General features: G+C 64.9%; 11 protein-coding genes and 2 tRNA genes. 4 read left to right on the forward strand and 9 right to left on the reverse strand.

Annotated features, from left to right (window positions below; all coding sequences use genetic code 11):
* The first annotated feature begins 34 nt into the window (after positions 1-34).
* Positions 35-694 carry an amino acid ABC transporter permease gene (locus tag C7411_RS12190; RefSeq protein ID WP_110384551.1) on the forward strand — a complete coding sequence of 220 codons (660 nt, stop codon included), beginning with the start codon at positions 35-37 and terminating at the stop codon, positions 692-694.
* An 82-nt stretch (positions 695-776) separates the two neighbouring features.
* Here the strand turns inward: C7411_RS12190 and C7411_RS12195 are convergent, their stop codons facing one another.
* The 3 genes from C7411_RS12195 to C7411_RS12205 all read right to left on the reverse strand — a co-directional run bounded on the left by C7411_RS12195 (position 777) and on the right by C7411_RS12205 (position 4,575).
* Positions 777-1,754, reverse strand: a complete 978-nt coding sequence (locus C7411_RS12195) for a Gfo/Idh/MocA family protein (protein ID WP_110384552.1) — start codon at positions 1,752-1,754, stop codon at positions 777-779.
* Between the two features lie 169 nt (positions 1,755-1,923).
* Positions 1,924-2,643 (reverse strand): FadR/GntR family transcriptional regulator, encoded by a 720-nt coding sequence (locus C7411_RS12200; RefSeq protein WP_110384553.1) that lies wholly within the window; start codon positions 2,641-2,643, stop codon positions 1,924-1,926.
* Positions 2,644-3,015: 372 nt separating this feature from the next.
* The gene (locus C7411_RS12205; RefSeq protein ID WP_110384554.1) at positions 3,016-4,575 is read right to left on the reverse strand and encodes a mannose-1-phosphate guanylyltransferase/mannose-6-phosphate isomerase; all 1,560 of its coding nucleotides are present in this window, start codon (positions 4,573-4,575) and stop codon (positions 3,016-3,018) included.
* A 790-nt stretch (positions 4,576-5,365) separates the two neighbouring features.
* On the opposite strand from C7411_RS12205, the gene C7411_RS12210 reads away from it, so the two are divergent.
* Entirely contained in the window at positions 5,366-6,100 is a 735-nt protein-coding gene (locus tag C7411_RS12210) for a Crp/Fnr family transcriptional regulator (protein WP_110384555.1), read from the forward strand.
* Between the two features lie 89 nt (positions 6,101-6,189).
* On the opposite strand, the gene C7411_RS12215 is transcribed toward C7411_RS12210, so the two are convergent.
* The 5 genes from C7411_RS12215 to rnr form a co-directional block, all read right to left on the reverse strand.
* On the reverse strand, positions 6,190-6,801 hold the full coding sequence (locus C7411_RS12215) for a hypothetical protein (protein WP_110384556.1): 612 nt from the start codon (positions 6,799-6,801) through the stop codon (positions 6,190-6,192).
* 72 nt (positions 6,802-6,873) lie between these two features.
* On the reverse strand, positions 6,874-7,467 hold the full coding sequence (locus tag C7411_RS12220; RefSeq protein WP_110384557.1) for a hypothetical protein: 594 nt from the start codon (positions 7,465-7,467) through the stop codon (positions 6,874-6,876).
* A gap of 811 nt (positions 7,468-8,278) precedes the next feature.
* On the reverse strand, positions 8,279-8,974 hold the full coding sequence (rpiA, locus tag C7411_RS12225; protein WP_110384558.1) for a ribose-5-phosphate isomerase RpiA: 696 nt from the start codon (positions 8,972-8,974) through the stop codon (positions 8,279-8,281).
* Between the two features lie 119 nt (positions 8,975-9,093).
* A complete protein-coding gene (gene rlmB / locus C7411_RS12230; RefSeq protein ID WP_110384559.1) occupies positions 9,094-9,837 on the reverse strand; it encodes a 23S rRNA (guanosine(2251)-2'-O)-methyltransferase RlmB in 744 nt (247 codons plus the stop codon).
* Between the two features lie 220 nt (positions 9,838-10,057).
* A complete protein-coding gene (gene rnr, locus C7411_RS12235; protein ID WP_110384560.1) occupies positions 10,058-12,520 on the reverse strand; it encodes a ribonuclease R in 2,463 nt (820 codons plus the stop codon).
* Between the two features lie 392 nt (positions 12,521-12,912).
* On the opposite strand from rnr, the gene C7411_RS12240 reads away from it, so the two are divergent.
* Both C7411_RS12240 and C7411_RS12245 read left to right on the forward strand, forming a co-directional pair.
* Positions 12,913-12,999 (forward strand) — tRNA-Leu (locus C7411_RS12240).
* 187 nt (positions 13,000-13,186) lie between these two features.
* Positions 13,187-13,273 (forward strand) — tRNA-Leu (locus C7411_RS12245).
* Between the two features lie 96 nt (positions 13,274-13,369).
* Here C7411_RS12245 and oxlT read toward each other — a convergent pair.
* On the reverse strand, positions 13,370-14,695 hold the full coding sequence (oxlT, locus tag C7411_RS12250; RefSeq protein WP_243413130.1) for an oxalate/formate MFS antiporter: 1,326 nt from the start codon (positions 14,693-14,695) through the stop codon (positions 13,370-13,372).
* Between the last annotated feature and the right edge of the window lie 72 nt (positions 14,696-14,767).

Raw genomic sequence — 14,767 nt, forward strand, 5'->3', positions numbered from 1 at the left:
AAAAACGCGCCACCACATTTCGTTACCTACGCCCATGCCCATCTATACGCTCATCATCCAGTCGCTGCCGGTGCTCGCACAGGGCGCGGTGCTGACGGTCAAGTTCGCCGTGCTTTCGATGATCTTCGGGCTCATCGGCGGTGCCGTGCTCGCGCTCATGGGCATCAGCTCGAAGCGCGCGCTCGTGTTCATCGCACGCGTGTATGTGAGCCTGATGCGCGGCACGCCGCTGCTCGTGCAGATCTTCGTCATTTATTACGGATTGCCGAGCATCGGCGTCTCGCTCGACCCGACGCCCGCAGGCGTGATCGCGCTTTCCGCGAACGTGGCGGCGTATCTCTCGGAGAGCATGCGCGGCGCGATTCTCGGCATTCATAGCGGACAGTGGCTCGCGGCCTATAGCCTCGGCCTCTCGCGCAGCCAGACCCTGCGCTACGTGATCGCGCCGCAGGCCTTGCGCATCGCGGTGCCGAGCCTCTCGAACAGCCTCATCAGCCTCATCAAGGACACGTCGCTCGTTTCGGTCATCACCGTGACGGAACTGCTGCGCAGCGCGCAGGAAATCATCGCTTCGACGTATCAGCCGCTGCCGCTCTATCTCGCGGCGGCCGCCGTGTACTGGGTGCTTTGCCAGGTGCTCGAATGGGTGCAGCACTGGTACGAAAGGCGCCTTGCGCTGCCTGCGCGCCACTGAGCCTGCGTGCCTCACCTCACGCGCGTTTTCATGCACGGCCCGCACAGGCGGGCCGTGTCGCTTTCAAGCCGCTATGAGCTTGTCACTCGCACGGGAAACGCAGTCCGAGCGCCGCACGTGCAGCGTCTGCCATGGCGAGCATGCGGCGCGAGGTGTCGTGCGCCATCACCGGGCTTTCGAGCGCGCCCGCGCGCAGCAGCTCGCAGAAGTGAGCAGTCTCATAGTTGAGGCCACCGCCCTCGAACGGCTCGTCGAGTTCGACGACGCGGCCATCCACATAGCGCACCGTCGCGCGCGCCGGATTCCACCAGTTCGCGTGTATCGTCACGTTGCCGAGCGGCCCCGCCAGCAGCGCGTCGCCATAGCCGTGCAGATCGAGCCCGCAGAACAACTGCGCAATGCCGCGCTCATGCTGGCAATTGAGACTCGCGAAGGTATCCACGCCCGTCGAGCCGAGGCGCCCCACGGTCTGCACCCCGCGCGGCGCGCCGAGCCAGTCGACGGCAAGAAACATTTCGTACACCCCGATGTCGAGCAGCGCCCCGCCCGCCTGTTCGAACGAAAGCGAGGGATGGCCGGCCGGTACGCTGGCCACCGAACACCCCGCGCGCACGAGCCCCACCGGCCCGATGGGATCGGCGTCCAGTTGCGCACGCAACTTTCGATAGAGGGGATAGAACGGCGGCTTCATCGCCTCCATGAAGAGGCGCTGCGCGCGGCGCGCCGCATCGAGCACGCGTTCGAGCTGTGCGCCGTTGACGGTGGCGGGCTTTTCGCACAGCACGGGCAAGCCGGCTTCGAGCGCGGCAACGGCGTACTGGGCGTGACTGTCCTGCATCGTGGCAATATACACGGCGTCGATGCCGCTCGCGAAGAGCGCATCCACGCTCTCGCACGCCTGTGCGCCGCAGGTAGCGGCAAGCGCCTGCGCAGTGGCCGCACGCCGCGACCAGACCGCTTCGACGCGTGCATGCGGCACGTGCGCGACGCCCTGCGCGAAGCGGTGCGCAATGCGCCCCGCGCCGACGATGCCCCAACGTATCGTTTGTATTTCGCTCATGTGCTGCGTGCTCCGGCTGTGAGGTCCAAGGCCGCCGCACGACGTTCATCATGCACGGCGCACCCAAAGACACGCACGATACCGGCACGCGCCGCGCGCCGCAATGCGCTCGCATCGCTCCACGCGCAGCGAGCGCATGGACGCGAGCAAAGCGACGCCGCGAACGGCCTTAGCGCTGCTCCAGCGCCTCGGGCGCGAGCGCGCGAGTGAGTTCGTCGGCGGTGTATTCGATCATCGCGAGCGCGGCCGCTTCGGCCTCTTTCGGCGCACGCCGTTCGATCGCATCGACGATGCGCCCATGCGCCGCCACGACGTTGCTCCAGCCGCCGTCACGCGTGCTGAGAATCGGATTCACGAGCGAGAGCGCGCCGCGAATGATCGCCGCCATCTGCTGATAAAACTGATTCCCGCTCGCCGCGAGGATGCGCGTGTGCAGAAGCGCGTCGGCGGTCTGGAAATCCGGATCGTCGGTGCTCGTCCGGCGCAATGCCTCGAACGCCTCGCGAATGCCGGCGATGTCCGCCGCGCTTGCGCGCGTGGCCGCGAGCGCGCAAGCCGCCGGTTCGATCAGGCCGCGAAACTCGATCACGTCGCGCAGAAACGTCTTGTCCGGTTTCGAGCGGAAACGCCAGCTCACGACGTCCTCGTCGATCATGCGCCAGTCGCGCATGGGCCGGATGCGCGTGCCTATTTTCGGCCGCACGTCGAGCATGTGACGCGCAAGCAGCATGGAGAGCGCCTCGCGCATCACCGTGCGGCTCACGTCGAACTCCTTCGAAAGGATGTCCTGCGGCGGCAGCACGGCGCCGTACCGCTCCTCGACGATGCCTGCAATCAGCCCGTCCATCACCTTGCTGACGAGCGAGCGTTCCTTGTTCCCCAGTTCCATGACCCTACCCCCCGATGTGGGCGTTATCGCCCATGTTTGCCGGATACTGCGCGGGCCCTCGTGCGTCGTCGAACTTAGGTGTTAAGTTGCCATGCGCTTCGCATAATTCGCCAGCCAGGATATCTCCTGACATGATGCTTGCGCGCACGCATCGTGTTCGTATTTACGCGTGTTGCGTCGGCCCTTGCGCTGCTGTTTTTGTAAGGCGATCGTATGAATCGCCCACTTACTTCAATCGACACGCTTTCAATCGGCTTCAAATCGATCGGCACTCCCTGGCTGTGCATATGCGGGGATGCCGGCGTGCATGTTTCTTCTACGCACGCTTTTTTGCGCGCGGCCCAACGTCGTGCCGTTCAACGTTGCATCTGTTCAACGTTGTATCCGGCCGTACTCATCGTCGAAGCGAACGATGTCGTCTTCGCCCAGATAGGCGCCCGACTGCACCTCGATGATCTCGAGCGGCGTCTTGCCCGGGTTCTCCAGCCGGTGCTTGACGCCCAGCGGAATGTAGGTCGATTCGTTTTCCGAAAGCAGGAAAACCTCTTCGCCGCGCGTGACGCGCGCCGTGCCGCGCACCACGGTCCAATGCTCCGCGCGGTGATGATGCATCTGCAGCGACAGCCGCCCGCCCGGCTTCACGACGATGCGCTTGACCTGGAAGCGTTCGCCCTGGTCGAGCGAGTCGTAGCAGCCCCATGGCCGCTCCACGCGCCGGTGATGCTGCGCGACCGCGCTGCGCTCCTGCCTGAGCTTGCCCACGATCGCCTTGACGTCCTGCACGCGATCCCTCGCCGCAACGAGGACCGCGTCGGCCGTTTCGACGACCACCACGCCGTGCACGCCCACGCAGGCCACGAGCCGTCCGTCCGAATGCGCGAACGTGTCGGTCACGTCTTCGAACATCACGCGCCCGCGGGCCACGTTGCCGCTCCCATCCTTGTTCGACACCTGCCACACCGCATCCCACGCGCCCACGTCGGACCAGCCGGCCACGAGCGGCACGACCACACCCGTGAGCCGCGCGTCGGCGCCGAGCGACTCCATCACCGCGTAGTCGATGGAGTCGGACGGGCACGCGGCGAGCGCCGCGGCATCGAGATGCACGGTGCCGTCGGCGTCGATGGCGGCCGCCTCGAACGAGGCCGCGCATTGCGCCGCGATAGCCGGCCGACAAAGCGCAATCGCGGCGAGCCAGACCGATGCGCGCACTACGAAAATGCCGCTATTCCAGAGGTAATCGCCGCTGGCCACGTAACTCGCCGCGAGTTCGGCGCCCGGCTTTTCCACGAAACGCTCGATCACCCGCGCGCCGCTCGCGCCGAGCGCCGCCCCCGCGCCGATGTACCCGTAGCCGGTCTCCGCGCGCTGCGGCGGCACGCCCAGCGTGACAATCGCGCCGCGCGCCGCATACCCCACCGCTTCTTCGAGCGCGGCGGCAAACGCCGCGCGATCCGCAATCAGGTGGTCCGCCGGCATGGCGATGAGCACGGGATCGCTGTCGCATGCCGCGCCCGCGCCATCGCGCGCTAGCGCCGCCTCGTGCCCGTCGCGCGCCGCCAGCGCCGCCACAGTGAGCGCAGGCGCCGTGTTGCGCGCAACCGGTTCGAGCACGACGCGAGCGGGCGTGCCGCTGCGGCCGAGCCGGTCGACGGTCATGAGCCGCAGTTCCTCGCTGCTCACGACCACGGGCGCGGCCTTGCGGATGGCCGCACCTGCCCCGGCATACACCCCGTCGAGCCGCCGCACCGTGGCTTCGAGCAGCGACTCGCCGTCGAGCAGATCGATCAGCTGTTTCGGGCAATGCTCGCGCGAGAGCGGCCAAAGCCGCGTGCCCGAGCCCCCGGCCAACACCACGGGCTGAACGATGAGCGCAACGTCGGCTTCATTGGCTGCCGCGATCAAGCCGCCAGGCGTCACGAGCTGATTCATGCAGTGAACTCCCCGTTGAAATACGTCGGGTCACGTCGACGAACGCCGAGCCTGCCGGCGGGCTCGCCCGATGTGTCACGCGCTTCCCCGACTTCTCGAGCCAGGCGAAGCCTCGAGGCTTTTTACGGACCTCATTGGAGCAAACCTCGGCATGCCAATCTGTACGCATACCCACACTGACCGCATGCGCACCGGCGGGCGTGCCGCAAAGTCACTCGCGCGCGATGTTTCAGCGCCGAACGTTTTTTCGCCGGCTTCGTCCGCGTTGCAACAGAACTGAATCAAAACCGCTTGTTTTTTGGGCCGCGGCACGAGTCACCCCCGATGCATGTTTCAACGAGGAGCCATTTCTGAATCCCCCGGTCGCCAGGAGAAATAATTCAATTGAATCATTGGCTTGCCGCTTTCAAAAAGGTGATGTGCAGCGCGGCGGCCCGCAAGGTCGCCGTACAAAAGTGAAACAAAAATGCGGCGTTACGCCGCGCTGCCGCATGACCGACTCTCGCTCAGCCGCGTGAATGCGTGCTTTCGCACCGACTGGCACACACCCTGCTAAAGAGGGATCGCCACGCGAGCGCAGACGCGGACAACCGAAACCGCACACACAAACGCAAGCGAGTGGGACCAGGCAGGACAGAGCGGGAAAGCAGGAAAGAGCACAAACAAGCGGGACTATGGGGCCGGCACGACGAACACATAAGCCGCACGGGAAACGGCAGACAACAACGAGTTCGGCGAACGGAATCAAAAAACAGGAGGCGGCTCGCGCCGCTTCGCACGAGGACCAGTCATGTTAACCCTTCAATCCGATCTTCACGGCAACCATTTGCTGGGCGCCCTTCCGTCGCATGAATGGCAGGCTCTCGCCCCGCACCTCGAACTCGTTCATCTGCGCACGGAACAGTTGATTTGCGATTCCGGCCAGCGCATTCACCACGTCTACTTTCCGACCACCGCGATCGTCTCGCTGCTCTCGACGATGGAAGACGGCAGCTCGGTCGAGATCGCGGCGGTCGGCCGCGAAGGCATGACGGGCGTGCCCGTGCTCACGGGCGGCGAAACCATGCCGAATCGCGTGCAGGTACAATGCGCGGGCTTCGCCTATCGCATGAGCGCGCAAGCCCTCAAGCAGCAATTCGCGCGCTCGGACTTCCTGCGCCGCCTCATGCTGCTTTACATGCACGCGCTGCTCACACAGGTCGCACAGACCGCTGCGTGCAATCGTCACCACTCGCTCAGCAAGCAGCTGTGCCGCTGGCTTCTGATCGAAGTGGACCGCGTGGCTTCCAACGATCTCAGCGTGACACAGCAGCTGATCGCCGACATGCTCGGCGTGCGCCGCGAAGGTATTACCGAAGCAGCCGGCAAGCTGCACGACGAAGGCCTGATCCATCACAGCCGCGGCCATATCCGCGTGCTCGATCGCGAGGGTCTCGAAGCTCGCGCCTGCGAGTGCTACGGGCTCGTGCGCCGCGAATTCGACCGGCTGCTGCCGCGCCTGCATCAGGCGGAAACGCTCGCGTGAGCGCGTGATCGAATCGATCCTGTCTTGCCGTGCCGGCTGGAGAGAACGGGAGCACACCCTTTATCTCTTCGGCCTTGCGGCTCTCAATGTCAATGGGTCGCAGGCACGAGCGCCTGCGCAAGCGGCAAAGCGGGCAAATTCTCGCGTTCGCGCACGAACGGATCGGTCGGCTCCTGCAGCTTCGGGTCCGGGCTCGTGTCGGCATTGCGCAATTGCTCGGGCGCGCCGTCGCTCTTCGCGACCTTGCGATTGTCGCCGCAAGGATGATCGGTCAGCGCGGCGGCCTCGCGGAAGTCGTCTTCCTGACACATGATGTTGAACGCAATGTCCTTGCGGTCCATGCGCCATGCCACGGCCGCATTCAGGCGCTTGTTGCAATCCATATCCTTGATGGTGCCCGCGGCCGTCGCGCCCACGCCCACCACCGACACCGCGGCGGAAATGCTGCCCCAGCAGGTCTCGGTCACCGAGGCCGTCAGGGCCGGCGCGTAGACCGTGGGCGTCGTGCGCACATCGTAGCCGCCGTGATACGTGACGTCCGACGTGCCGCCGCCCGGCAACACGACGGTATTGGAGACGGTGCTCGTCTGGCTCGACGTGGACGTGGTCCCCGATGTCATCGTCGGCGTGGTTTGCGCCCACGCGGCGCCTGCATACAGCAACACCCCGGCAACGGCCATTTTTTGTTTCAGCTTGCTCATTCTTCTCTCCGTGAACGGAAAGGGGGCTGCGCCCCCCATCCGACGCGCTAGCGAACGGCTGACCCGTTCCGATTACCAGTGCATGCCGCCCGTGAGCGAACCCGAACCGCCCGCTGCAACGATGCCGACGCCGCCGTCTGCATTGGCCGTGCCGGTGCCGTTCGCGGCCGCGTTCGACGTGAAGCCCGAGCCGCCATAGCTGCCGCCGGAACCTGCGAACGACGTGTCGATCACCGACGAGTTGAAGTTCTGCGAACCCGACTGCGTGGCGCTCGTGAAGCCGAGCGTCGACGTATTCTGGTTCGTGGTCGTCGTGCCGGTCTGGCCGACGTAGCCGTTAGCCGTCTGGCCGTAGGTCTGCGCGTTGCCGCTTTGCGTCGTGTAGCTCGAACCGAACGTGAGGCTCGCGTTCGAGAACGACTGGTTGCCTTGCGACACGGTGGCGTCGATATGACCCGGCACCGTAAGCGCCGACGTGAAGCTGCCGTTGACCGACGAGGTCGAGTTCGACGTGAGTGCCGTTGCGCCAAAGCCGACGCCAGCCGCGCCCACCGCCGACGTGGTGGAGGACGACGGCGCGCCCATACCGCCCGCACCGCCAGCAAATGCGGCAGCCGAACCGAGAGAGAGCATGGCGGCGAGCGAAATGGCCTGAATCTTCTTCATGATTGTGGTCTTCCTGATAAAGCAGGGGAACGTTGGATGAATGCGCGCGCACTCCCCCTGATAGCGCGGGCGCATTTAACACGACTTCAATTGCAATGCCGATAAAATCACTGCATTTAAAACGCGCGAGTATCCCCGCGGACCAGCCCGATATCGGCGAGACCGTTTAACGGAGTTGCCAGATAGAACTCGCGCACAGAACGCCATCAGGCTTTACGCATTCGCGCAAATCAGGCGGTCACGCAGGATTTAAATCCGGATAACAGAAAGGAACGCTTCGTAAAGCCCCGTACGTTTCGCGGACTCCATTGAATAGTAGTCCGATGCAAATCATCCAGCACCTGCTGTTGTCATTGTTTCCCCGTATACCGCACGGCGTACGCCCAACTACTCCACGCACTGCCTGACAGAAACCCTCGAGCCGCTGCGCATTTTGGCGCGCCGCCCTACCCTGTCCGGTCGCTTCGACGTCTCTTTTAGCGAACCGTTTGCATACCGTCGCCGGACGGTTGAATTTATATCCCAGACAGTCAGACTATTGCTACGTCATTCACGCGCTTTGTGTGCGGTTCTCAACGTAGCGAATGGTGAAGGTCTTGAATTCGGGAATTTCCTTTCGAAAATAATCGAAAGGCGAATTGAAGTTTCAGATGGATGCACGCACAACCAGATGCGGAAAAATCGCTTTCTTTTAATGATTAATCGCGACGTTCGGTTCGGCAGGCCACGCAGGCCTGCCGGAATGGAGAGCGGCAGCGCACAGGCAAATCCGGATGCAAGCCTGTTGCACGCGCCGCTCGCGCGAGGCCGCTCAGGCCTTGCGGTATTCGATGCGCTCGACGCCGGTTTCACCGCCGAGCAGGCAGAAGTCCGCGCCGCGTGCGGCGAACAGACCCACAGTCACCACGCCCGGCCAGGCGTTGACATGCGCCTCGAGCGTGCGAGGATCGCTGATGCGCAGGCCCTTGACGTCGAGGATCTCGTTGCCGTTGTCGGTGATAAAGGGCGAGCCGTCTTTTTGCACGCGCAGCACCGGCACGCCGCCGAGCGCCGTCACGCGGCGGCCAATGGCCGTGCGCGCCATCGGCACGACTTCGATGGGCAGAGGGAACTGGCCGAGCACCTCGACGCGTTTGCTCGCATCGGCGATGCAGACGAATACGTCCGACACCGACGCGACGATCTTCTCGCGCGTGAGCGCGCCGCCGCCGCCCTTGATCATGGCGCCGGCGCCGTCGATTTCATCGGCGCCGTCCACGTACACCGGCAGCGATTCGATCTCGTTGAGGTCGAAAATCTTGAAGCCGTGCGCTTCGAGGCGCGCGGTGGTCGCCACCGAGCTCGACACGGCGCCGCGGTAGCGGCCCTTGCTCGCCGCGAGCGCGTCGATGAAACAGTTCGCGGTAGAGCCCGTGCCGACGCCGATCACGGCGCCTTCCGGCACGTTCGCGTTGACATAGTCGGCGGCGGCCCGACCGACCAGTTGCTTGAGTTCGTCTTGAGTCATGGGAGTACAGCCCGAGGAGGAGAAAAACGCGGAATCCGCATAGTTTACCGGAGATGCGGGCACGGGCTGCCCGCATCTCGCCGGATCGCGCAACAGGCGATCGGTGGACGATTGAGCGATCAGCGCGCCGCCGAGCGCTGGCGCACCGCTTCGAACAGGCACACGCCCGAAGCCACCGAGACGTTCAGGCTTTCGACCGTGCCCGCCATCGGAATCTGCATGACTTCGTCGCAGGTTTCGCGCGTGAGGCGGCGCATGCCCTCGCCTTCGGCGCCCAGCACGAGCGCGACCGGGCCGTCGAGCTTCGTCTCGTAGAGGCTCGCGCTCGCGTCGCCGGCTGTGCCGACGACCCAGACGCCCGCGTCCTTGAGCTCGCGCAGCGCACGCGCGAGATTCGTCACGGTGATGTAGGGCACGGTATCCGCCGCGCCGCTCGCCACCTTCGCGGCCGTGGCGTTCAGACCCACGGCACGGTCGCGCGGGGCGATCACCGCGTGCGCGCCGGCCGCGTCGGCCACGCGCAGGCACGCGCCGAGATTGTGCGGATCGGTCACGCCGTCGAGCACGAGCAAGAGCGGCGAGCCCTGGATGCCGTCGAGCAGCTCCGCGAGGTTCTGCGCGAGCGGCAGATCGTGCACGCGGGCCACCACGCCCTGGTGGCGCTCCGTGTGCGCGAGACCCCAGAGGCGCGTTTCGTCGGCTGCGATCACGCGCGCGCCGGCTTCCTTCGCGGTGTGCAGGAAGTCCTGCATGCGGCGGTCGCGGCGCGTCGGATCGTAGTAGACATCCTCGACCGTGGACGCGTCGTGCCGCAAGCGTGCGGTCACCGCATGAAACCCGTAAAGAACCTTGAGACGTGACATGACTGAGACAACCCCTGATGAACGTTTTGCGGCGCAGACACAGCGCCGCCGGCAACGATAGTCAGCCGGCCGCGTCGTGCGGTCCGGCGTAGGCAAGCCGCGCCTTCATATGGCCAAACCCGGCGCGGCATGCAAGTGAAAAAACCGGGCGCGCGCACGGCGGCGCGGCCCGGATATGCAACGGCTGCGCAGCGTGTCTGGCGCTGCGCATGCACGGCGCTCAGCGCTTCTTGCGCGGCGCCTGCTTCTTGGGCGTCGGCTTCACGGCCGAGCGCTTCTTCGCGGTCTTGGCAGCGCCGCGTGCCGCGCGCGCCTCCTTCACCGCGACACCCGGCGCCGGCGCCGCCTTCTTCTGGCGCGCCATGTCGCCGCCCGGCAGCGCACGCACGCGCGGACCACCCTCCATGCCGCCCTTGTCGACCGGCATCGGCCGGTTGCCGCCCGGCTTCACGGGCGTATCGCGCACGAGCCGGAAGTCGATCTTGCGCGCGTCGAGATCGACGCGGCTCACCTGCACGCGCACGCGGTCCGACAGGCGATAGCGAATGCCCGTGCGCTCGCCGCGCAGTTCGTTCTTGATCTCGTCGTACTGGAAGTAATCCGAACCCAGTTCCGTCACGTGCACGAGGCCTTCGATGAAGAGCGCGTCGAGCTGCACGAAAATGCCGAACGACGTCACGCCGCTCACCATCCCGCCGTACTCTTCGCCGAGCTTGTCGCGCATGAAGTAGCACTTGAGCCAGGCCTCGACATCGCGCGAGGCTTCGTCGGCGCGGCGCTCGTTCGCCGAGCAGTGCAGGCCCAGTTCTTCCCAGATCGCCGTGTTGGCGCCCCGGGCGCGCTTGCCGCGCTTCTCCTCGTCCTCGGCCTGCAGCGCGCGGGCGCGCGGCGAGAGCGCGGTATTGAGCTCGACGCCCTCGGGCGCCTGCGGCTGGTACTTCTTGCCCTGCAGGATTGCGTAGATCGCGCGGTGCGTGAGCAGGTCGGGATAGCGGCGAATCGGGCTCGTGAAGTGCGCGTAAGCCTCGTAGGCAAGACCGAAGTGACCGATATTGTCCGGGCTATACACCGCCTGCTGCATCGAGCGCAGCAGCATGGTCTGCAGCATCTGCGCGTCGGGCCGGTCGCGGATGTGCGCCATCAGCGCGGCGTAATCGCTCGCGTGCGGCGTGTCGCCGCCGCCGAGCGAAAGACCCATGCCGCGCAGGAAGGTGCGCAGGTTTTCGAGCTTTTCTGCGGTCGGCCCCGCATGCACGCGATACAGGCCCGGGTGCTTGTGGCGCTTCATGAAGTCGGCGGCGCACACGTTGGCCGCGAGCATGCACTCTTCGATCAGCTTGTGCGCGTCGTTGCGCTGGCGCGGCACGATCTGCTCGATCTTGCCCTGCGCATTGCAGACGATATACGTCTCGGTCGTGTCGAAATCGATCGCGCCGCGCTTCTGGCGCGCGGCGAAGAGCGACTTGTACACGCCATAGAGATTCTGCAGTTGCGGCAGCAGCGCCGCGCGGCGCGTGGCCTCCGGGCCCTTGGTGTTGGTCAGCACGGCCGCGACTTCGGTATACGTGAGGCGCGCCGCCGAATGCATGACACCCGGATAGAACTGGTACGCCTTGATCTCGCCGCGTGCGGTGATCACCATGTCGCACACGAGCACACAGCGGTCGACGTGCGGATTGAGCGAACAGAGCCCGTTCGAGAGCTTCTCGGGCAGCATCGGAATCACGCGGCGCGGGAAGTACACCGACGTGCTGCGCTCGATCGCGTCCACATCGAGTCCGCTGCCCGGCAGCACGTAATGCGAAACGTCGGCAATGGCGACGATCAGGCGGAAGCCCTCGCCACGGCCGACCTGCATCGGCTCGCAATACACGGCGTCGTCGAAATCGCGCGCATCTTCGCCGTCGATGGTGACGAGCGGCACGTCGCGCAGGTCCACGCGATAACGAATGTCGGTGGGACGCACGGCGTCGGGCAGCTTCGCGGCTTCGTCGAGCGCGGGCTTGCTGAACTCGTGCGGCACGCCGTACTTGCGCACGGCGATCTCGATCTCCATGCCCGGATCGTCGATGTCGCCAAGCACCTCCATCACCCGGCCAAGCGGCTGCGAATGGCGGCTGGGGAAGTCGGTGAGTTCGACGACCACGACCTGGCCGACCTTGGCCTTCTTGGGATTCTGCGTGACGAGAATATCGTGGCCGATGCGCTTGTCTTCCGGCGCGACGATCAGCGCGCCGTTCTCGTTGAGCAGGCGCCCGATGACACTGCGGTTCGCACGGTCGGTGACTTCGACGATATGCCCTTCCGGCCGCCCGCGCCGGTCGTAGCCGACGATGCGCGCGAGCACGCGGTCGTTGTGCATGACCTTCTGCATTTCGCCTTGCGGCAGGAACAGGTCGTCCTGGCCGTCGTCGCGCACGAGGAAGCCGTAGCCGTCGCGATGCCCCTGCACGCGGCCCGCGACGAAATTCGAAGGATGGGCGAGCTGGTAGTGGCCGCGCGGGTCGAGCCGGATCTGGCCGTCGCGCTCCATGGCGGCGAGCCGCCTGAAGAACCCTTCGCGCTCCTGGCGCTTGATGGCGAGCGCCTCGGCGATATCGTTCGCGGTGCAAGGCGAGTCGCTGGTCCGCAGCACGCCGAGAATCTCTTCGCGGCTGGGAATCGGATACGGATATTTGCTCAAGGGCTTGTCGATGGTTGTTCTCGTTGCGTGGACGTCGGATTGTGCGCGGCCCGAACTTGCAGTCCATACGGGCGGCGCCCCGGTCTTCGAGTACTGCACTGCCGGCCCGTACGTGGATTGCCTGACCGCTCGCACTGCGTGCGCCACGCTGCACGCAGCACCCGAATCACGGACTTTTGCCGGCGGAACTTCTGCGAGGCATTCTAACACCCGCATCGCACCCTACGAGCCGCGGGAACGGCCTCGCGGCGCCATGAGACGGCCACCCGACGCGCTCGGCAACGCTTCGGCCGCCGCGTCTCGGCGCCTCGCACAAAACGCTTGACAGGCGTTCTGTGGCCGATATAATTTCGGTCTTTGCTGCTAACACATTGAACAGCAAACGACACCTTGCCCAGGTGGCGGAATTGGTAGACGCACCAGGTTCAGGTCCTGGCGGTGGCAACACTGTGGAGGTTCGAGTCCTCTCTTGGGCACCAGATTCAAAAGGCCGGCTTCACGCCGGCCTTTTTCATTTCGGTCCATTTCGGACAGTTAGCGGCGAGTACAACTGCCCTGCTATCGCTCAAAACGCAGCGGCCCCGTTCCCGGGGTGAAGTTTTTTTGAAAAGATCGATTGACAGACACACGAAATCGCGTCATAATTTCCTTCTAGCTTGAAGACGTGCCCAGGTGGCGGAATTGGTAGACGCACCAGGTTCAGGTCCTGGCGGTGGCAACACTGTGGAGGTTCGAGTCCTCTCCTGGGCACCACGTCTTATCAAGCAGAACTAGCAGTACACAGGATTCATCGAAAAAGCCCGCAAATTTGCGGGCTTTTTCGTTTTGCGCGTTTTGCGTCAACCGCGCTCACTCATGCGACCCTAGCGGCGAAGGGACGAACGCCGAATCGGCAATCTTCGCCTCCTCACCCGACTGAAAGATCCAGCGCCGGCGCATCGGCTGCAAGATCACCTTTGCGCTCACGCCAGCCATCATTGCCACGCAGGCAACCATGTCGAAGACCATGTTCCAGCCGCTGTGAATCGCCAGCAGCGTGGCGACAGGCACGAGCATCGCCGCGGTCCCCTTCGCGGTGTAGAGCGTGCCCGCGTTGCCGGCCGCGTATTTCGCTCCGAACGTATCGGCGCAGGTCGCCGGAAAGTTCGAAAAGATATCGCCGTAGAACAGGAACACGAGCCCCGAGAACAGCATGAAGAGATACGGGTCGTGGCCAAACGCGCGCAAGCCCAGCAGCGCGAGTCCCTCGCCGAGAAACGTGATGAACATCGTATTTTCGCGGCCGATGCGATCCGAAATCAACCCGCACAACGGCCGCGTAAAGCCGTTGCAGAGATTGTTGATCGAGAGCGTCATCGTGAGCAGCGGCAGCGTCGCCGCGACGAGGGTGACCGGCTTCGACGCGAAACCGTAGCTCTTCGCGATCGGGCCGATCTGCGCCGTTGCGATGATGCCGCCCGCCGCCACGCAGACGAACATTGCATACATCACCCAGAATACGGGCGCGCGAACCATTTGCCTCGTCGTATAGTCGGTCTTTGTCGCCACGATACGCTTCATGCCCGCCGCGTGTGCGGGAGGCTTCGGCCGAACCATCACCAGCGCGAGCGCCATGATGCAGGCACCCTGAAGGAGTCCGAAGAACACAAACGCGCGCTCATAGCCAGACTGCCGGATCATGTTCGAGATCGGAATGACCGTGAGCGCCGCGCCTGCGCCGAAGCCTGCCGCAGTCATGCCGGCGGCGAGACCGCGCCGGTCGGGAAACCATTTGAGCGCGGTGCCGACACACGTGCCGTACACGCATCCCGCGCCGATGCCCGAGATCACTGCCGCGACGTAGAGCACCGGCAGCGCGGGCGCCCACGCGTCGAGCACCCAGCCGAGCGCCACGCAGCACGCTCCGCCCATGACCACCGGGCGCGGGCCGAAACGGTCGACCAGCCAGCCCTCAACGGGCACGAGCCAGGTTTCCGTGACGATGAAAAGGGAAAAGGCGAGCTGGATCGCAGCCTGCCCCCAGTGATGCCGTGCGTCCATCGGCACGACGAAGAGCGTCCATGCGTACTGCAGGTTCGCGACGAGCCCCATGCAGAGAATGCCGGCGACGAGCTGCACCCAGCGGTTGTGCCGCCGGGCCGTGTAGCCGCCTTCGATACGATCGATATATGCCACGTTGTCTGTCTCCGTCCGTTGTCATTGCGCGCGGGCTCGTTTCGCATCGCCTCGACGCCGTGCGTGCGCCGT

The sequence above is a fragment of the Paraburkholderia silvatlantica genome (assembly GCF_003096715.1).
GTDB classification, from domain to species: domain Bacteria; phylum Pseudomonadota; class Gammaproteobacteria; order Burkholderiales; family Burkholderiaceae; genus Paraburkholderia; species Paraburkholderia silvatlantica.